General features: G+C 75.7%; 13 protein-coding genes and 1 pseudogene. 8 read left to right on the plus strand and 6 right to left on the minus strand.

The window, feature by feature from the left end; translation table 11 throughout:
* Nucleotides 1–124: 124 nt before the first annotated feature.
* Together ACZ3X1_RS23155 and ACZ3X1_RS23160 are read left to right on the plus strand one after the other, a co-directional pair.
* Nucleotides 125–371 (plus strand): annotated as a pseudogene (locus tag ACZ3X1_RS23155) (cupin domain-containing protein); the annotation flags it as partial.
* Between the two features lie 125 nt (nucleotides 372–496).
* Nucleotides 497–3,229: a DNRLRE domain-containing protein gene (locus ACZ3X1_RS23160; protein WP_467280805.1), complete on the plus strand. Its 2,733-nt coding sequence runs from the start codon at nucleotides 497–499 to the stop codon at nucleotides 3,227–3,229.
* A gap of 94 nt (nucleotides 3,230–3,323) precedes the next feature.
* On the opposite strand, the gene ACZ3X1_RS23165 is transcribed toward ACZ3X1_RS23160, so the two are convergent.
* Nucleotides 3,324–3,734 (minus strand): DUF3224 domain-containing protein, encoded by a 411-nt coding sequence (locus ACZ3X1_RS23165; RefSeq protein WP_467280806.1) that lies wholly within the window; start codon nucleotides 3,732–3,734, stop codon nucleotides 3,324–3,326.
* Between the two features lie 105 nt (nucleotides 3,735–3,839).
* Between ACZ3X1_RS23165 and ACZ3X1_RS23170 the strand changes: the two genes are divergently transcribed.
* Nucleotides 3,840–4,805, plus strand: coding sequence for a helix-turn-helix transcriptional regulator (locus ACZ3X1_RS23170; protein WP_467280807.1), 966 nt, complete (start codon nucleotides 3,840–3,842; stop codon nucleotides 4,803–4,805).
* A gap of 113 nt (nucleotides 4,806–4,918) precedes the next feature.
* Here the strand turns inward: ACZ3X1_RS23170 and ACZ3X1_RS23175 are convergent, their stop codons facing one another.
* Complete coding sequence (locus ACZ3X1_RS23175) at nucleotides 4,919–5,386, minus strand: hypothetical protein (RefSeq protein ID WP_467280808.1); 468 nt, start codon at nucleotides 5,384–5,386, stop codon at nucleotides 4,919–4,921.
* Nucleotides 5,387–5,479: 93 nt separating this feature from the next.
* Here ACZ3X1_RS23175 and ACZ3X1_RS23180 point away from each other — a divergent pair, with 93 nt between their 5' ends.
* Nucleotides 5,480–5,803 carry a hypothetical protein gene (locus ACZ3X1_RS23180; protein ID WP_467280809.1) on the plus strand — a complete coding sequence of 108 codons (324 nt, stop codon included), beginning with the start codon at nucleotides 5,480–5,482 and terminating at the stop codon, nucleotides 5,801–5,803.
* Nucleotides 5,804–5,805: 2 nt separating this feature from the next.
* Here the strand turns inward: ACZ3X1_RS23180 and ACZ3X1_RS23185 are convergent, their stop codons facing one another.
* A complete protein-coding gene (locus ACZ3X1_RS23185) occupies nucleotides 5,806–6,252 on the minus strand; it encodes a hypothetical protein (protein WP_356812776.1) in 447 nt (148 codons plus the stop codon).
* Between the two features lie 196 nt (nucleotides 6,253–6,448).
* Here ACZ3X1_RS23185 and ACZ3X1_RS23190 point away from each other — a divergent pair, with 196 nt between their 5' ends.
* Both ACZ3X1_RS23190 and ACZ3X1_RS23195 read left to right on the plus strand, forming a co-directional pair.
* A complete protein-coding gene (locus ACZ3X1_RS23190) occupies nucleotides 6,449–7,768 on the plus strand; it encodes an MFS transporter (RefSeq protein ID WP_467280810.1) in 1,320 nt (439 codons plus the stop codon).
* A 317-nt stretch (nucleotides 7,769–8,085) separates the two neighbouring features.
* The gene (locus ACZ3X1_RS23195; protein WP_467280811.1) at nucleotides 8,086–8,853 is read left to right on the plus strand and encodes a peptidoglycan-binding domain-containing protein; all 768 of its coding nucleotides are present in this window, start codon (nucleotides 8,086–8,088) and stop codon (nucleotides 8,851–8,853) included.
* A 226-nt stretch (nucleotides 8,854–9,079) separates the two neighbouring features.
* Here the strand turns inward: ACZ3X1_RS23195 and ACZ3X1_RS23200 are convergent, their stop codons facing one another.
* Nucleotides 9,080–9,823, minus strand: coding sequence for an SDR family NAD(P)-dependent oxidoreductase (locus tag ACZ3X1_RS23200; RefSeq protein WP_390078739.1), 744 nt, complete (start codon nucleotides 9,821–9,823; stop codon nucleotides 9,080–9,082).
* Nucleotides 9,824–10,026: 203 nt separating this feature from the next.
* Here ACZ3X1_RS23200 and ACZ3X1_RS23205 point away from each other — a divergent pair, with 203 nt between their 5' ends.
* Together ACZ3X1_RS23205 and ACZ3X1_RS23210 are read left to right on the plus strand one after the other, a co-directional pair.
* Nucleotides 10,027–11,103 (plus strand): RNA ligase (ATP), encoded by a 1,077-nt coding sequence (locus ACZ3X1_RS23205; protein ID WP_356815988.1) that lies wholly within the window; start codon nucleotides 10,027–10,029, stop codon nucleotides 11,101–11,103.
* A gap of 172 nt (nucleotides 11,104–11,275) precedes the next feature.
* Nucleotides 11,276–12,193: an NADP-dependent oxidoreductase gene (locus tag ACZ3X1_RS23210; RefSeq protein ID WP_362624400.1), complete on the plus strand. Its 918-nt coding sequence runs from the start codon at nucleotides 11,276–11,278 to the stop codon at nucleotides 12,191–12,193.
* A 135-nt stretch (nucleotides 12,194–12,328) separates the two neighbouring features.
* Here the strand turns inward: ACZ3X1_RS23210 and ACZ3X1_RS23215 are convergent, their stop codons facing one another.
* Complete coding sequence (locus tag ACZ3X1_RS23215) at nucleotides 12,329–15,175, minus strand: poly(A) polymerase (RefSeq protein ID WP_467280812.1); 2,847 nt, start codon at nucleotides 15,173–15,175, stop codon at nucleotides 12,329–12,331.
* A complete protein-coding gene (locus tag ACZ3X1_RS23220) occupies nucleotides 15,162–16,952 on the minus strand; it encodes an RNA ligase family protein (protein ID WP_467280942.1) in 1,791 nt (596 codons plus the stop codon). Before ACZ3X1_RS23220 ends, ACZ3X1_RS23215 begins: the two co-directional genes overlap by 14 nt.
* Nucleotides 16,953–17,638: the final 686 nt, after the last annotated feature.

The following is a 17,638-nucleotide window of genomic DNA, read 5'->3' on the forward strand; positions in this document are numbered from 1 at the left end:
CCCGGGTCGCTTCTCGCCCGTCCCCGGCCGCGCTGCTGTGCCGCCCCCTGCCGGGTCCAGGGGCGGGGTGAGTACCGCCGCGCGCGCGGGCCGTCCTGCGGGCGGTGCCGGACCGGGTGCCGCCGCGCGCACGCACGAGGGCTACGAGTGGCTGTACTGCTGGACGGTCGGCTGCGGCTCGTCCTCGCCGAGCACGACCTGGTCCTCGGCCCCGGGGAGGTGGCCGAGTTCGACACCCGGCTGCCGCACTGGTTCACCAGCGCCGACGGGCGCCCCGTGGAGATCCTGAGCCTGTTCGGGCCCCGGGGGAGCGCATGCGCGTCCGCACCAAGCCCCGTCAGGTTGGGCATCCAATGCGTCAAGAGGGGTGAACCGATCACCGATTCGCTCTAGGGTGCGCCGTAAGCATGGGCGTGGCCGTATGTATGTACGGCGGTTTCCGGCCATGACCCGCCGACCGTGCCACGGTCGCACCGCACACCGAACTGGGGGGTTCATGCGCAGATCCCGTGGGCTGGCGGTCTCTCTCGCCCTGTCCCTGACCGGAACCGGAGCAGGGCTGGGCCTCGTCCTCGCCCCGCAGGCGGCGGCACTCACCCCGCCCGTGGCCTTCACCGCCGACGCACTGTCCACCTGGCAGCCCAACGGCGTCGTATGGGCCCTCGCCGCGGCCGGCGGGCAGGTCTTCGCCGGCGGCACCTTCTCCACCGTGCGCCCGCCCGCTGGCGGCGCCGGCAGCGAGCAGCAGGCCGTGAACTTCGTGGCGCTGGACGCCGCCACGGGCGCGCCGACCTCCTGCCAACTGTCCTTCACCATCGCGTCCGGCACCGCGACGGTCCGGGCGCTGGCCCTCTCACCGGACAAGTCGACCCTCTACGCCGGCGGTTACTTTGGCGCGGTCAACGGCACCGCGGTCTCCAGCCTCGCCGCCATCGACGTGGCGAGCTGCACCGTGAAGACGGCCTTCCGGCCGGCCTTCGCGGCCACCGTCCGCGCCCTCGCCGTCACCGGCGACACGGTCTACGCCGGCGGCGACTTCCTCACCGTCGCCGGGCAGCCGCGCCAGCGGTTCGCCGCCGTCGGCGCCACCGACGGGGCGCTCAAGCCCTTCACCGCCGACGCCGACGAGCCCGGACGCGCCGTAGAGGTCACCCCCGACGGCGAGAAGGTGGTCCTCGGCGGGGACTTCTTCACCGTCAACGGCACGAACAGCCACGCCCTGGCCGTCGTCGACGCCACGAGCGGCGCGCTCACGAAGTCCTACCCCGGCTTCATCGACACCAACTCCGTCGTCAAGGACATCGCCACCGACGCGACCGGCTTCTACACCGCCAACGAGGGCACCGGCGGCGGCGTCTTCGACGGCCGGATCGCGCTCGACCTCCCCGGCTTCGGCCAGCGCTGGCGCGACACCTGCCTGGGCGCCACCCAGGCCGTGCTGCCGTACGGCAACGTCCTCTACAGCGCCTCGCACGCGCACGACTGCTCCGGTGTGGGGGAGTTCCCCGACGGCCAGCGCCACCACCTGCTCGCCCAGCCCACCAGCGGCACCGGCAAGCTCGGCTGGGCCCCCGACACCAACGACGGCATCGGCGAGGGCATCGGCCCGCGCACGCTGGCGGTCGGTTCGAAGAGCGGGGTCGAATACCTCTGGGTCGGCGGTGAGTTCACCACCGTCAACGGCGCGGCACAGCAGAGCCTGACACGGTTCGCCTCCACCGGGGACACGGGCGCACCCACCGTGCCCGTGGTGAGCGCGGCAGGCTTCAAGCCGGGCGAGGTCCAGGTGCGCTGGCGCACCAGCCTCGACCTCGACGACAGCGCGCTGACCTACCGCGTCTACCGCAACGGCGCGGCCACGCCGATCGCCACGGTCGCGGCGGACTCGCTCTTCTTCAAGCGCCCGCAGGCCTCCTGGACCGACACCACCGTCACCGCGGGCCACTCGTACACCTACCGGGTGACGGCCACCGACGCGGCCGGCAACACCAGCGCCCTGTCCGCCACGGCCGCTGTCACGGTACCGACCGGCACCGAAAGCTATCCGAGCCGGGTCCGCGCCGACGGAGCCCAGCTGTACTGGCGCTACGACGACCCGGTCCTGCCCTACGTGGCGGACTCCTCGGCCGGCGGCAACCAGAACGGCGTGCACCTGAACGCCCCCGCCCTGCGGCAGACCCCGGGCGCCGTCTCCGGCGCGAGCACGGCGATCGGCTTCAACGGGACGGACTCCCGGATCCACGCGGACAAGCGGCAGACGGTCGGCAGCGCCTACACCGTCGAGACGTGGTTCAGGACGAACACCACCCGCGGCGGCAAGCTTTTCGGCTTCGGCAGCAACCAGGACCGCGGCAGCAACCAGTACGACAAGCACCTGTACATGACCAATGACGGCCGGCTGGTCTTCGGTGTGTACACCGGCGCCACCCGCACCGTCACCACCAGCGGCGCGTACAACGACAACCAGTGGCACCACGCCGTCGCGACCCAGGGGCCCGGCGGGATGACCCTCTACGTGGACGGCGTCCAGCGCGGCACCCTCGCCGTCACCGCCCACGAGAACTACTCCGGCTACTGGCACGCGGGCGGCGACAGCCTCGGAGGCTGGCCCGACCGCCCGGCCAGCGAGATGTGGGCGGGACAGCTCGACGAGAGCGCCGTCTACCCGACCGTGCTGAGCGCGGAACAGGTGCACAACCACTACGCCCTGGCCACCGCCCCCGCCGACTCGGTGGTCCAGGTCACCGCCGCGGAGGACACCTACGCCAACGCGGGAGCCCCCGGGACCACCTACGGCACCTCGTCCTCGCTCGCCGTGCGCGGCACCTCGTTCTACGCGAGCTACCTGCGCTTCGACCTGCCGGCGGCGCCCGCGGGCACGGTGCTGAAGTCGGCGACCCTCAGCGTGAAGACGAGCACGATGAGCGGCGCCGGGACGACGGACACCGTCTCCGTCGTCCCGGTCACCGGCTCGTGGAGCGAAGGCGCGACGACGTACAACAACCGCCCCGCGCTGGGCGGTCCGGCCCTCGGCGCCTACCCGGGCCTCCCGGACGGCTCGGCCGTGCACACCGCCACGCTGACGACGGGATCCGTCGCGGCGGCGCTCGGCGGCAGCCTCGGCCTGGCACTGAGCAGCTCCGGCACGGACGCCCTGTGGCTGTGGTCCTCCGAGGCGCAGGCCAACGACGGCACGCCGCAGCTGGCCCTCACCTTCGGCGCGCCGTGACCTGAGGCGCGACCGGACGCAGGGGGCGCGGACCACAACGGTCCGCGCCCCCTGGCATGTCCGGGACGGGCGGCGGCGGTGCGCCGGTGCGGGCTCAGGCCAGGGCGTACGTGAAGGCGTACTCGACGGACGTGTCTCCGTGGCGGTGGGTGAAGCCGCCGGAGCCCGTCAGGCCCACGAGGTCCCCGGTGCCGGAACCGGGCACCACCTCGAAGCGGCAGACGGTGCCGCCCGCGTCGAAGGAGCCGCGCTCCTCCAGCACGAAGCTGCCCTTGCGGCCGTCGACGCTGCCCGACAGCACCTCCATCCCGCTGTAACGCCCGGCGTTCTCCCCGGTGTAGGCGATCGTGTAGTCACAGCTGGTGCCGGCCGCCTCGACGCCACCGGTGAAGGTGTTGGTGACGTGGGCGTGGGCGAGCCGAGGGGTCACTGCCGACGGTCCGACGGGATTCTCCTCCCAGTCGGCGAAGGTGAAGCGGCCACGGGTTTCTACGGGCGTGGGCATGACGGTCCTCTCGGCCGGCCGGACGGTCCCTCCGCCCGGCGTTGCGCGACCCAGGCTGGCAGCCGTACCTGACACCTTCTGTCAGGTACGGCGAGAATGGTTCCCATGCGCGCCGACCGGCTCCTCTCCCTGCTCCTGCTGCTCCAGAACCGCGGCCGGATGACCGCCCCCGAACTCGCCGCCGAGCTGGAGGTGTCCGTGCGCACCGTCTACCGCGACATCGACGCGCTCGGCGCCTCGGGCGTTCCCGTCCTCGCCGACCGCGGCCCGGCGGGCGGCTACCGGCTCGCCGACGGCTACCGCACCCGCCTCACCGGCCTCACCGACACCCAGGCCGGCTCGCTCTTCCTGGCCGGCGCCCCAGGACCCGCGCAGGACCTCGGGCTCGGCGCCGACCTGGCCGCCGCCCAGCTGAAGCTCCAGGCCGCGCTCCCCGCCCAGCTCGCCGGCCGGGCCCGGCAGATCCAGGACCGCTTCCACCTCGACGCCACCGCGTGGTTCCGGGACGCCGACCCCGTCCCGCACCTCGCGCGGATCGCCCAGGCCGTCTGGGACCAGCGGGTCCTGCACGCCCACTACCGCCGCTGGCGCGGCGAGGTGCGGCGCCGGCTCCACCCGCTGGGCCTCGTCCTCAAGGGTGGCATCTGGTATCTGGTCGCCGGGGTCGAGGAGCGTGCCGTACGGACCTACCGCGTCGCCCGGTTCCTCGCGGTGGACACCGCCGAGGAGGGCTTCGAACGGCCCGCCGGCTTCGAACTCGCCGCGTACTGGCAGGAGTCCACCAGGCGCCTGGACGCCGCCCTCCACCGGCAGACCGTGCAGCTGCGCCTCTCCCCGCGCGGCCGGCTGCTGCTGCCGATGCAGTTCGGGGCGGCGGGCACCCGGGCCCTCGCCGACGCCGGCCCACCGGACGCGGACGGCTGGGTCCTGGTCGCCATCGCGGTCGAGTCCGAGGCCGTCGCCGTCGGCGACCTCCTGCGCCTGGGCACGGAGGCCGAGGTACTCGGCCCTCCCGAGCTGCGCCGCGCCCTCGCCGAAACGGTGACCGCCCTCGCCGACCGCTACGCGTGAGCGCCGGCCAGGACGCCGGAGGACTGCCGCCTGCGCTTCGCGCATGCCCGTCGCGCCCGTCTCGCCGTGCGCCCGGGTCCCGGGCCATCGGATCACGTCGCGGACCGACGAGGTCAGCGCGGGGGCTCCACCTCCAGGAACCGGCGCCGGCGGGGGCCCCGGTACAGCAGGCACACCCAGCCCAGCTCCTCCAACACGGCCGCGCAGGCCGTCAGCCGCTCCTGCTCCTCTTCCGCCGCGCCACTACCCGGCGGGCCGACCCAGGTCACCTCCACCGGCCCCGCCCCCGCCGCGGGCCCGCACCCGGCGGCGCTCACGCGGTAGCCCGTGCGCGTACGGTGCCCCTCCCCGTCCATCGCCGACGGCGGGATCCCCGCCGCCTCCAGGACGAGGGCCACCGCGCGCCGAAGCTGCCGCACCTCCCACGGTGCGGGAACCGCCGCGCCCGCCGGGCCGTTCACCAGACGGCGGATCTGCAGCAGCCCCTCGTACGCGGTGCGCAGCTCGGCCTCCCGCCGCCCGGACGGCGCCTCGGCACCGTCGCCGGTCGCCGGTTCGAAGCCCCGCCCCGGATCCGTCATCACCCCACCACCCGCCCGTCTGAGTACCTCACGCCCAACGGCCTGAGTATCCGCCCCGATTCCCCGCAGCGCCGCCGCTGGTCGAATGGGGCCATGACCGACGACGCCCCGCGCAGCGCGACCGCCCGCCCGCGCATGCAGCACGTGACCACCGCCGGCTCGGCCCTTGCCGTGGCCCTGGTCCCGCTCGTGGTCGGCGTCCTGTTCGCCAAGGCGATGGCCGCCGACCCGATGACCCCCGTCAACGCCCTCATCGCGGGCGGCGGCCAGCGGGCCGCCCTGCCGCGCGGCGAGTGGAAGCGGCGCGGGCACACCACCCTGCACCGGCTGCGCACCGCACGCCGCGACACGGCCCGCCGCTGCGCCCGCGCCTGCGGCTCCCGGACACGTCCCCTGGGGCGTGTCCACGGCGGCTGAGGTCAGCGGTCGTACTGCCGCAGGCACAGGTCGACGATGGACGGCGGTACGACCCCGTCGGCGGCCGCGCACAGCTCGTCCAGGCGCGGCGGCGCCGCTCGCCGGCGCGGATGGGCGGTCACGGACCCGGGCAGCCGTGTCCGCCGGGGCGGGGCCGCCTGCTTCGCGTGCGCCCGCCCACGGGGTGAGGCCGGGGCTGTAGCCCGGTCCGGATCCGCGGCCGGTCCCCGTCCGGCGTCCGGGGCAGGCTCGGGCGGGGCGGCCGCGGGCAGTTCCCCCAGGGGCAGACCCGGCCGCGCGGGCCGCACGGGTGCGCCGGGCGGCGGCACGGATCCCCGTACGGGGGGCGGAGCCGAAGCCGGAGCCGGGTCCTGCGCCCCGACGGAGACACAGCCGGCGCTCGCGAGGAGCGCGACGAGGGAGAGGGGCAGGGCCCGGCGTAACTGCATCCGACCACCTTGCCGTACGGCCCGGCGCGTTCCGCTCCCCGCCTCACGCGTCCGGGTGACACACCGGGCGCCGGCGGGAACGGCCGCGGCGTGTGGGAGATTGGCCCGCACGTACGGGCGGCGGGGGAGGCGCGACCTCCGGCGCCCCGTGCGGCCGAGTCCTGCCCGCCGATCGACCCGTACGGAGTACCGATCCATGACAGCAGACGCCGCGCCCGGCAGCCCCGCGCCGTCCCCCGAGTCCGCAAGCTCCCGCGAATCCGCGCCTCCCCCTTCCGCGGGAGCCGTACCCGGCCGGCCGGGAGCCGGACCGGGCAGCGGAACCGCCCCCGCGCCTGTCCCCGCGCCCACCCCCGCCCCCGCCCCGTGGAAGGGCTGGGCGGCCGTGTGCGCGGTCGCCCTCGGCATCTTCTGCCTCATCACCTCCGAGCTGCTGCCCGTCGGCCTGCTGACCCCGGTCGGAGCCGACCTCGGGGTGTCCGACGGGACCGCCGGGCTGATGGTCACCGTCCCGGGCCTGGTCGCCGGGTTCTGCGCGCCGCTGGTCACCGTCGGAGCCGGGCGCGTCGACCGGCGACTCGTACTGTGCGTGCTCATCGCGCTGACGGCCGCCGCCAACCTCGCCGCCGCCGTCGCCCCCAGCTTCGCGGTCGTACTGGCGGCGCGCCTGCTCGTCGGCGTCGGCGTCGGCGGGTTCTGGGCCGTCGCCGGCGGACTCGCCGTCCGGCTCGTCCCCGAGCGCCACGTCGGCCGGGCCACCGCGCTCGTCTTCGGGGGCGTGCCCACCGCCTCCGTGCTCGGCGTTCCCGCTGGAACCCTGCTCGGCGAACACGGAGGCTGGCGCACCGCCTTCGCCGCGGTCGGCGCACTCGGCCTCGTCACGCTGACCGCCCTGGTCCTGCTGCTGCCCCCGCTGCCGCCGTCCCGGCACATCACCTTCCCCGAACTGCCCGCGCTGCTCCGCGAAAACCGTGCCGTCCGCGCCGGGGTGGCCGTCACCTTCCTCGTGGTGACCGGGCAGTTCGCCGCCTACACGTTCGTACGGCCGATCCTCCAGGACGTCTCCGGCATCGACTCCGGCCTCGTCAGCACCCTGCTGCTCGGCTACGGCGTCGCGGGCGTCGCGGGCAACTTCCTGGCCGGGGCGCGCGACGCGTACCGGACGCTGCTCGTCATCAGTGCCGCCCTCGCCGTGATCCTCGCGCTCATCGCGGTGCTGCCCGGGCCGGTCGCGGGGACGACGCTGCTGCTCGCCTGGGGACTCGCCTACGGAGGGGTCTCGGTGAGCGTGCAGGGCTGGATGATCAAAGCCGCCCCGGCCGCGACGGAGGCGGCCACCTCGCTCATGGTGGCCGTGTTCAACCTCGCGATAGCGGCCGGAGCGCTCTTCGGCGGCCTCGCGGTCGACGGCATCTCCGCCCCGGCCGCCCCGCTCGGCGGAGCCGCCCTGATGCTCCTGTCCGCCCTCACCGTCCGGGCCACGGCGATCCGCCGCCGGCCCGGCCGCCTCGACTGACGGATCGCACCGACAGACCGGGTGGACCGGAGCAGATCGGACATCCGGCTTGACCCGGCCCGGGCCGGACGGCGAGAGTGCGCCCGATCAAGAACCACAGTTCGAGCCGCACCCCGGAGATGCCCTACATGTCGATACCGGTTCGCTCACCGCTCGCCCCACCCGCGATCGGCGGTTCTCCGGCACTCGGCACGCCCGGCGCCCCCGGCGCCGGCGCGGCCCAGGCTCCCGCCGCCCGGCGGCGGAGAGCCTGACCGGCCGGGCGGGGGCCGGCACCGCACCGCCGCGCCGGCCCCCGTCCCCGCCGGGAGACCGCCATGTCCCAGCATCCTGATGAGAGCGGGCTCGTCGCCCCCGACGACGCCCTGTTCGTACGCCCGTACGTCGCCCCCTCGGGCCCGCCGCCCCGAGCGGCTGCTTCGCCCTGGCCGCAGAGCGGGCCCTTCGCCTTCCCCGGCCCGGCGCACGGCCCTGAGCACGGTCCTGAGCACGGCCCGGACGCCAGAGCTGCCGCACCGGCGACCGTGCCCGCCGCGGCTCCTGCGGCCGCCACTCGCCGAGCCAGGCATTCCGGCGGTGCCCGCCGCCGCAGCCGGCTCCCGCTGACCGTGGTCACGGTGCTCGGGCTCGCGGGCGTCGGCGCCCTCGTGCTCCTGCTGAACGGGCCCGATCCGCAGCCGCCCCGGGCCGAGCCGCCGGCCGACCTGTCCGTGCCGGCGCTTCCGGCCCGCGGCGGGGACGCCGGCACCGAATCATCCCGTCCCACGCCGTCCGTCCGGTCCGTCGACCCGTCGGCCCGGGCCTCGGCCACCGACGCGACGACGAGCCCGGCCGCGAAACCGGACCCGAGCACGTCGGCCCCGCGGCCGTCGAAGGCGTACGTGACCCTGCGCATGGGCGACAGAGGGCCCGAGGTGCGCGCCCTGCAGGAGATGCTCTACGGGCAGGGGTTCACGTACGTCTCCGTCACCGGCGTCTACGACGGCCAGACCAAGCGCGGTGTCGGCCAGCTCCAGCGCGACCGGTCCATCCAGGGCGACCCCCAGGGCGTCTACGGGCCGAACACCCAGGCGGCCATGGGCTGAGAACTGTCCCGCAATCCCCGGCGGGCGCACGACGGCAGAGTCCAGTACACGGCGAACTCCTCCGCCCTGCGAGGCACGGCACCGGACAACGCGGGCGCGGCCGACAAGATCCGAAAGAGGAACGGCCTACGGTCGTGTCCGCAAAAGCCCGCCGACGCGGCGGCCCACCGGGCGGCCGACGCCACTTTGCGGACACTCCCCAGGGCCGCACCCAGCGCCCCGCGGTTCAGCGGCCGCCCGCGACCCGCAGCACGGTCCCCGTCGTGTACGAGGCGTCCGGGGACAGCAGCCAGGAGATCGCCCCGGCGATCTCCTCGGGCCGGCCGGGCCGCCGCAGCGGGGTCTGGGCCCCGATGCGCGCCGGTCGGTCGGGGTCGCCCATGGCGGCGTGCATGTCGGTCTCGATGGTGCCGGGCGCCACGGCGTTCACCCGGATCCCGTGCGGACCGAGCTCCTTGGAGAGCCCCACGGTCAGCGCGTCGGTGGCCGCCTTGGTCGCCGCGTAGTGCACGTACTCCCCGGGACTGCCCAGGGTGGCGGCCGCCGACGAGACGTTCACGATCGCCCCGCCCCCGGACTCCGCCATGTCGCGGGCGGCCCGGCGGCAGCACAGCAGGTACCCGAGGAGGTTCACCTCGACCACCCGGCGCAGGTCCTCGGTCCGTGCGTCGGCGAGCGGACCCAGCGGACCCGTCACCCCGGCGTTGTTGACCAGGCCCGTCACCGTGCCGAGTTCTGCGCCGGCGATGTCGAAGAGCCGCTCGACCGCGCACTCCTCGGCGGTGTCGACGCGCACGGTCGCACACCGGGCCCCGGCGGCCCGCACCCGCCCGGCGACGGCGTCCGCCGACGCCTCGTCGCGGACGTAACCCAGCACCAGATCGTGCCCGTCGGCGGCGAGCCGCAGACAGGTCGCCGCGCCGATGCCCCTGCTGCCGCCGGTGACGACGGTGACCGGACGACGTGACATGTGGACCTCCCGTGGGCCGCGGAACGTGGAGCGGGCGCGTGCGGGCGCCCCTCGCGTCGCACGGTGCGGCAGGCTAACACCGGGATAATCACTGGACCAGCGGAAATGCCGGGACGGACAGTGGAGTCACCGATGCGCCGCACGACTTGGCGGCCGCAAGTGCGCGTACCGGTACCGTTCATGACGACCCGTTGGAGCACACCATGTCGACCTTGCGCGTCACAGCCGAAGAGCTGACCGTCCACGAGCACCCGAACGCCGACGCTCTGGAACTGGCCCAGGTGGGCCTCTACCGCGCCGTGATCGCCAAAGGTGCCTACCGCAGCGGCGACTTCGCGCTCTACATACCCGAACAGGCCGTGCTGCCACCCGGGCTGATCGAGGAACTGGGCCTCACCGGGCGGCTCGCGGGCGGCTCCGCCGACCGGGTCAAGGCGGTCCGGCTGCGCGGCGAACTCTCGCAGGGCCTGGTGTGCCGGCCCCGCGCGCTGGCCGGCGTCGACCTCGTACAGGCGGCCAAGGAGGGCACGGACTTCGCCGAGCTGCTCGGCATCACCAAATGGGCCCCGCCCATCCCCACCACCATGAGCGGCGACGTCGAGGCCGCCGCCGACCTGATGCCGTGGGTGGACATCGAGAACCTCCAGCGCTATCCGCACATCTTCGAGCCCGGCGAGCCCGTCGTCCTCACCGAGAAGCTGCACGGAACGGCCAGCCTGTACACCTACGTCGTCGAGGGCGGACGCTCCATCGTCTCCTCCAAGGGCTTCGGCGCGAAGGGACTCGCCCTCAAGGAGGACGAGCGCAACCTCTACTGGCGCGCGGTGCGCGGCCACGGTGTACCGGCCGTCGCCGAGGCTCTGGCCGAGCGCCTCGGCGCGACGCGGATCGGGATCTTCGCCGAGGTGTACGGCGCGGGCGTCCAGGACCTGGCCTACGGCACCGACGTACGCACCGCCGACACCCCGCCCGGGTACGCCGTCTTCGACGTCTCCGCCGAGATCGACGGACAGGTCCGCTGGCTGGACCCGTCCACCGTCCTGCCGGACGGCGAACTCCCGCTGGTGCCGAGGCTGTACGAGGGCCCTTACGACCTGGACACGGTGCTGGAGCACGCGAGCGGCCGCGAGACGGTGTCCGGGCGCGCCGTGCACCTGCGGGAGGGCGTGGTCATCCGCCCGGCGTCCGAGCGGTACAGCCCGGTCGTGGGCGGCCGCGCCATCGCCAAGGCGGTCAGCCCTGCCTACCTGACCCGCAAGGGCGGCACCGAGTACGAGTGACCATCCCCCTGCGGCCCCTGCGGGGCGACACAGGGTGACGGTCGCGGCCCGGCCGGTCGTGTCCGACCGGCCGGGCCGCCGTGTGCGTGGTGGGATGGAGGGCAGGTGGATTCCATCAGCACACGGAGAGGTCGGGGACATGTCCGAGTCGGGCCGGGGCAGCCAGGAAACCATGCGGGCGATGGCGTACGAGACGTACGGCGGGACGGAGGTGCTCTCCGAGACGCGGCTGCCGCTGCCCAAGGTCGGCCCCGGCGAGGTCCTCGTGCGAGTCAAGTGCGCCGCCGTCAATCCCGTCGACTGGAAGATCATGGCGGGTGGGCTCGACCCCCTGATGGACGTCGTCTACCCCGTCGTCCCCGGCTGGGACGTCTCCGGCACGGTCGAGAAGGTCGGCATCGACGTCCCCGAGTACGCCGAGGGCGACGAGGTCATCGCCTATGCCCGCAAGGACTACGTGCACGGCGGGACCTTCGCCGAGTTCGTGACCGTGCCCGTACGCGCCCTCGCGCACAAGCCCGCGTCGCTGAGCTGGGCCGAGGCCGCCGGGCTCCCGCTCGCCGGGCTCACCGCCTACCAGCTGCTCACCCGCCTGGGCACCGGCAAGGACGACACCGTCCTCATCCACGGCGCCGCCGGCGGCGTCGGCTCCCTCGGCGTGCAGATCGCCCGCACGCTGGGTGCCCGCGTCATCGGCACGGCGTCCCCCCGCAACCACGACCGGGTGCGTGAACTCGGCGCCGAACCCGTCGAATACGGTGACGGGCTCGCCGAACGCGTCCGCGCCCTCGTGCCCGACGGGCCCACCGTCGTCGCGGACTTCGTCGGCGGTGTCGGCGGCGTCACCCGCGAGGTCCTCCACGACGACGGCCGGCACGCGTCCATCGCCGACCCCAGCGTCCTCGGCTCCGGCGGTGAGTGGATCTGGGTCCGCCCCGTCGGCAGCGACCTGGCCGAACTGGGCCGGCTCGCCGACAGCGGACAGTTGAAGGTCCCCGTCGCCAAGACCTTCCCGCTGGCCGAGCTGGCGGCCGCTTTCGAGCTCAGCCAGGGCGGCCACACCGCGGGAAAGATCATCATCGAGGTCTGACCCCCCTGGGGAGCGTCCGCGAAGCAGCGTCGGCCGCCCGGGGGCCGTGCGTGCCGTCCCGCCCCGCCACCCCGGCGGGACGTGGCGGACACGCCCTGGATCAGCGCCTGAACCGCCCGCCCCCCGGCCGGCGGTTCAGGCGCCCAGGTCCGGTACCTCACCGCCCGCCGCCCAGGACACCTCGACCCCGCGCAGGCCGGCCCCCCAGGGGGCGGCCGCCTCGGCCAGCCGCGCCGCGTCCGGGGGCGCGGCCCCCAGGCCGATCGCGTACCGGGCGAGGCCCGGCGCGCACTCGAACGGCCGGGGCCAGGCGTGCGCGTCGGTGACACCGGCCTCCTCCAGCGCGCCGAGCAGCGCCCGCAGCCGCCCGCGCATCCGGCCCCGTACCTCCTCGAACTCCTCCTCGGCCGCCCGTACGGTCACCACCGCCCAGGCGGCGTGCCGCCGGTGCGGGGCGGGCGCGGCCGCAGCCGCGGCCAGGACGTCCCCCGCCGCCCCCGACTCCAGCAGCTCCCAGGCCCCGTACAGCTCCTGCACCAGGAGGTCCCGCAGGCCCGGTGTCACCTGGGCGGTGCAACTGCGCACCGGCTCCGACGGGGTGAGGACCGTGACCGGGTCCGGCCCCGGGGCCGGCGGGTCCGCCGGCGCGACCGGCTCGCGCCAGTCCCAGGCGGCCCACCGCCCGAAGAACTCCCGCACCAGGGCGTCGGGCGGCAGCGCCCCCGCCTCCCGGACCGTGCGCGCCGCGAGGACCGCCCAGGCCAGCCCCGGCAGTCCCCCGAACGGCGCCGAGTCCAGCCCTCTGGCCCGCGCCCACGCCTTCACCCGCCGTGCGAGCCCCGCGAAGGCGGCATGCTCCACACCCACCGCCTCCCGTACGGCGTCGGCGTCGCTCACCGCGCTCAGCGCGACGGCGGCCGCCTCACCCAGCTCCGCCCGCCGTTCCACCGCCCGCGCCGGATCCAGCTCGCCGGTCGAGACCACCACCAGGTCCACGGACAGCGCACCGACACGGAAGCGCAGGCCCGGCACCCGGGCCCCCGGCACCTCGCGCAACCCCCGGGCGAGCGGCAGCGCTGCCGCCACCCGGTCGCGGACCCGGGCGACATCCACCGGGCCCGGGACCGCCGCCACGAGGTCCAGGTCGGCCCCCGGCAGCTCGCAGCCCATCCGGCGCGAGCCGGCCACGTGCACCCGCGCGCCGGGCAGCGCGGCGCCGATCCGCGCCGTGACCGACTCGGCGTGATCGTCCCCGGTCCCCGCAAGGGCTTCGGGCAGGGGTTCAGGCGCCCAGCGCACCTCGCCCGTGCCCAGTGCCACCGTCGCACGGACCCGCATCGGTCCGTCACCGCGCCGCGACAGCACCGCGAGTTCCCCGACCCGCGCGGGCACCGCCCCGCCGAGGCGCGCCGCGAACTCCCGGGCCGCCCGCTGCGGGTCGCCGCTGCGCCCGAGCGTCAGATGCGGGGTGTAGCCCCGGTACTCGCCGGAACGCCCGCGGCATCCGGGGAACCGCTCCGCCAGCGCGCCCCGCAGCTCCTGCCACGGCGCCTCACCGGCCGCCGCCGGGTCCAGCCAGAGCGTGGCGTCCTCACGGTGCCCGAAGCTGTGCACGCCCTCCAGCCGGGCCTCGAACGGCGCGGTCCCGGCGGCCGCTTCGGCCAGCAGCGGGACGGCCTCGGCGAAGGAGGACTCCGGCACGAAGCCGAAGAGCAGGTTCACGTGCGCGGGCCAGCGCCCGTGCGCCGGGTCGTGGGCGCGGCGCAGTTCCCGTACCGCGTCCGGCAGACGCGGCGGCAGCCACGCCACCGCCGTCCGCACCGTCGCCGGCACGTCGAGCCGCGCCGGCCCCGCACCCGGCGCTGCGAACTCCACCGTCGCCTCCACCCCGAAGTGGTCGGAGAGGAACAGACCGTCGGCAGCAGGGGAGTCGCCGCGCAGCGCCGCCCGCGTCACCCGGGCCGGGGTGGAACCCAGCAGGATCCGGTCCAGCCGGGCGGAGCGCCCCGTCAGCGAACCCACAGCGGCCAGCGGATTGGCCACCGGGTCGAAGGTCGGCGTGGCGTCCGCCGCCCCGTGCACCTCGCACCAGGCGTCCCGCATACCGAGTGCGGGGGCGGGCCCCTCGGCCCCGTGCCGGCCGTCGTTGAAGTCGCCCAGCAGGGCCACACCGGCTTCGACGCCGCCCAGGCCCTCCGCGAGCCGGGCAAGTTCGGCCTCCCGCCGCTGGTGCCCGTTCTCGGTGTGGTCGCTGGTCAGGTGAGTGGCGGCGACGACCAGCGGCCCGGCCGCCGTGTCCACCGTCACGGCGGTGACCGCCTTGTGCGCGCGGAACACGTGCAGGCCCGCCTCCCGCACCGGCAGCCGGCTCAGCACCAGCAGCCCGCACTCGGCCACGTCCGGGCCGCCGGGATCCGTGCCCAGGGTGTGCCCGGCCCGCACCCACGGCGCCGCCAGCAGCAGGCCGAGCAGCTCCGGCTCGACCTCCTGCAGCGCGATGACGTCGGCGTCCGCGACGGCCAGGTCGTCCAGCAGGCGCGGCCTGCGCCGGGCGGTGGCGATGAGCGGGGCGTCGTAGCGGTCCCAGAGCGTGTTCCAGGTCAGCAGCCGCACCGTGGACGGTGCGGCCGCCGTGTCCACGGGCTCGGCCTGCGCGGGACGCCATCCACCGCCGCCCGAGGGATCCCACGCGTACGGGGTCCGCGCGGTGAAGAAGGGGGCCCGCAGCAGGCGCGGATCACGGACCCGGCCCGAGGCCGTCACGTCGATCAGGTCCACGCCGGTGGCCCGGTCCCACACCAGCTCGCCGTCGGCCTCGACGAACAGCACCCGGTGCCAGGGGATGTCCCCGCCCGGCACGAAGGAAGGCAGCGGCACCCGCTTGGGCGCCGCCCCGCGCTGGAGCAGGCCGAGGACGAACCGCGCCGGATCGAACCGGGGGTCCCAGAGGACCTGGTGGTAGAGCTGCTCACTGGTGCGCATCGCCGCCGCCTCCGCCTGCCGTCGCCGTGCCGGGCGCGAGGGCGCCCGCCGTGTCCTCCACGTGCCCGCCCGCGCCGACGTACCACGTACGGTGCGCCTGGCCCGCGTACGGCGGGCTGAACCGGTGCAGCTGCGAGGTCAGCACCTGCGGCGGCACCGGATGCGGGCGCACGCCGTTGCGGCGCACCAGCTCCGCCTCCTCGACCAGTACCACGGCGTGCGTGACCAGCGCGTCACGGCGGCGCGCCACCGAACCGGCCAGCCCGCGCTGCTGGTCGGTGAGCGAGGTGGCGTCCCACACCACCGTCCCGCCGCGGGCCAGGGCGGCGTCGAGCCGCTCCAGGCCCTCGCCCAGCACCTCCGCGTTGGCCCGCTGGTCCGTACGCGAACCCCGGGCGGTGCGCAGGTCGTCGAGACCGATGTACGTGTCGACACCGGGCAGCCCACGGCCGAAGGTGCTCTTCCCGCTGCCCGAGGGGCCGCACAGCTGCACCAGCCGCGGAAACGATCCGTCGCGCCACTGCCACGTGGCCGCCACCGCCTCCTCCACCGAGGATCCCGAGATCCGGCCGTGCGCGAACGCGCGCCGGGCCTCCGCCCAGCAGCGGTCGGCCGCGGCCGGGTCCAGCCCGGCGAGGGGCTCGCGCAGCGCGGCGCGCAGTGACCGAAGCGGATCGGCGCCGCCGAGCAGCCCCGCCTCCTCGGCCCACAGCGCGGACCACTCGACGTACTCCCGCGCCCCAGGGCCGTCGGCCAGCGCCCCGGCGAGCGCGTGCAGCACTCCCAGATCCGCCGCTGCGGCCATCCGTACGAGGCCGGCCCGCCGGTCCGCGTCGGGGAACGGCCGCTGCAGGTACGGGTACAGCCCCAGCAGGTCACCGACCCGCCGCGCGAGCCCCATCCCGGCCGGCCCCGCCGCGAGCCGCGCGGCGACCCGGGCACGCGGTGCCCGGCGCAGCACGGCGGCGAGCACCCCGGCCAGCCGGTCGTCGCCGGTCCGCCCCGACGCGTCGATCCGGGCGGCGGCCTCGGCGACCGCGTCCCTGTCCCCGTCCGCGTTCCCGTCCGGGTCGGTGTCCGCGGTCGCGTCCGCGCCCACGGCGGCCGACAGGGCCGCGGCATCGGGCTCGGCCCCCGAGCGGACCGCCCACAACGGGGCCGCCGGACCGAGTCCGTTGGGCACGACCTCCGCGTACATCCAGTGCGTGTCGGTCTGCACGTGGCCGCCCCGCACCCACTTGGCCACGCACCGCCCGAAGTCCGCACGGGAGAAGCCCGCGGCCGTACGCACGACGTAGCCCTCCTGCCGGGCGGTGTCGAGCTTCAGCTTGCGCAGCGCGCGCTCGTCGAAGGTGCCGCGCCACAGCACACGCGGGGCGGGCACCCCCAGCCCCCGCAGGAACGGTACGGTCCGGTCCCAGTCGAGGCAGTGCTCCCCGTCCCACACCGAGAACCCGTAGAACCAGCTCTCCAGGTCCTCGTACGGGATCGAGTGCCGGGCGTAGAGGTTCTCCCCGCACACCCGCCACCCGGCCGGAATGCCGGGCCCGATCCGCCCCTGGAGGCCCTTGACCCAGGCCCGAGAGGGGTGGTGCCCGGAGTCGAGCGAGCGGGCGTGCAGCCCGTCCGCGTACAGCGTGGTGTTCTCCCCGTCGAGCTTCTCGGTGACCACGACCTCGCGTCCGGTCAGCCCGGTCAGTCCGACGGCCCGCACGTCGTCCGCCGATGCCCCGGGCGACCAGGGCAGGTGAGGCGTACGGGGATAGTGGGTGCGCATGATCCGCTCCGGCTCGATGACGGGGTCAGCCGTCACTGTAGGTATCGGGGAGCGGGCGGATCCACCCAATTCAGCGGCAAAGGGCCACGATGGCCGGCGACACCGTGCCCTTGGCGGCCTCGCACAGGGGAGCCATGTCGTACGAACGCCCCGGTGCGGGGCGGGACTTCGCCGGTGCCCCCGCTTGCCGGCGGGCCTTCGCCCGAGGTGCGGGCTTCGGCTGTTTCCCCGTTTTGGCGGCCCGTGGTGCGGCCCTGCGCGGCGGGAGCGCCGGCCGGTGCGGTGGTGCGCCGGCAGCCGCCCGGCGGGGCGCCGACGCCGGTACGGCCGCGGGACCGGTCGCCTCCGGCGCCGCTTCCGCGGCCCCCACCGCCGGCAGCCGCACCAACGGCCCGGCGGCAGCGGCGGGTTCCCGCGGCTGCCCGGGCTCCGCGGCCGGCGCGGGCGCCGGCCGGGGAGCGTCCGTCGCGGGGGCGGGATGCACCGTCACGCACCCGGAGGACATGACGAGCGCGGCAAGTGTCAGGGGCAGGGCCCGGCGCAGCTGCATCCGACCACCCTGCCGCACCGGCGCCGCGCGGGCCGCGCCGATCACACGGTCGGGTGACTGCGGCCCTCCGCCCCGGAACCCTGCGGCGGCCGCCGGGGCGACCCGGCGGGCGGGCGCTCGGCGTGCACCGGGGCGC

The organism is Streptomyces sp. NPDC023541 (assembly GCF_055559995.1).

Excerpts from the sequence above, each read along its gene's own strand:
- ACZ3X1_RS23210 (WP_362624400.1), top strand. The coding sequence starts at position 11,276 with ATGCGGGCGATGGCGTACGAGACGTACGGCGGGACGGAGGTGCTCTCC.
- ACZ3X1_RS23205 (WP_356815988.1), top strand. The coding sequence starts at position 10,027 with ATGTCGACCTTGCGCGTCACAGCCGAAGAGCTGACCGTCCACGAGCAC.
- ACZ3X1_RS23180 (WP_467280809.1), top strand. The coding sequence starts at position 5,480 with ATGACCGACGACGCCCCGCGCAGCGCGACCGCCCGCCCGCGCATGCAG.
- ACZ3X1_RS23190 (WP_467280810.1), top strand. The coding sequence starts at position 6,449 with ATGACAGCAGACGCCGCGCCCGGCAGCCCCGCGCCGTCCCCCGAGTCC.
- ACZ3X1_RS23195 (WP_467280811.1), top strand. The coding sequence starts at position 8,086 with ATGTCCCAGCATCCTGATGAGAGCGGGCTCGTCGCCCCCGACGACGCC.
- ACZ3X1_RS23175 (WP_467280808.1), bottom strand. The coding sequence starts at position 5,386 with ATGACGGATCCGGGGCGGGGCTTCGAACCGGCGACCGGCGACGGTGCC.
- ACZ3X1_RS23170 (WP_467280807.1), top strand. The coding sequence starts at position 3,840 with ATGCGCGCCGACCGGCTCCTCTCCCTGCTCCTGCTGCTCCAGAACCGC.
- ACZ3X1_RS23165 (WP_467280806.1), bottom strand. The coding sequence starts at position 3,734 with ATGCCCACGCCCGTAGAAACCCGTGGCCGCTTCACCTTCGCCGACTGG.
- ACZ3X1_RS23220 (WP_467280942.1), bottom strand. The coding sequence starts at position 16,952 with ATGCGCACCCACTATCCCCGTACGCCTCACCTGCCCTGGTCGCCCGGG.
- ACZ3X1_RS23185 (WP_356812776.1), bottom strand. The coding sequence starts at position 6,252 with ATGCAGTTACGCCGGGCCCTGCCCCTCTCCCTCGTCGCGCTCCTCGCG.
- ACZ3X1_RS23215 (WP_467280812.1), bottom strand. The coding sequence starts at position 15,175 with ATGCGCACCAGTGAGCAGCTCTACCACCAGGTCCTCTGGGACCCCCGG.
- ACZ3X1_RS23160 (WP_467280805.1), top strand. The coding sequence starts at position 497 with ATGCGCAGATCCCGTGGGCTGGCGGTCTCTCTCGCCCTGTCCCTGACC.
- ACZ3X1_RS23200 (WP_390078739.1), bottom strand. The coding sequence starts at position 9,823 with ATGTCACGTCGTCCGGTCACCGTCGTCACCGGCGGCAGCAGGGGCATC.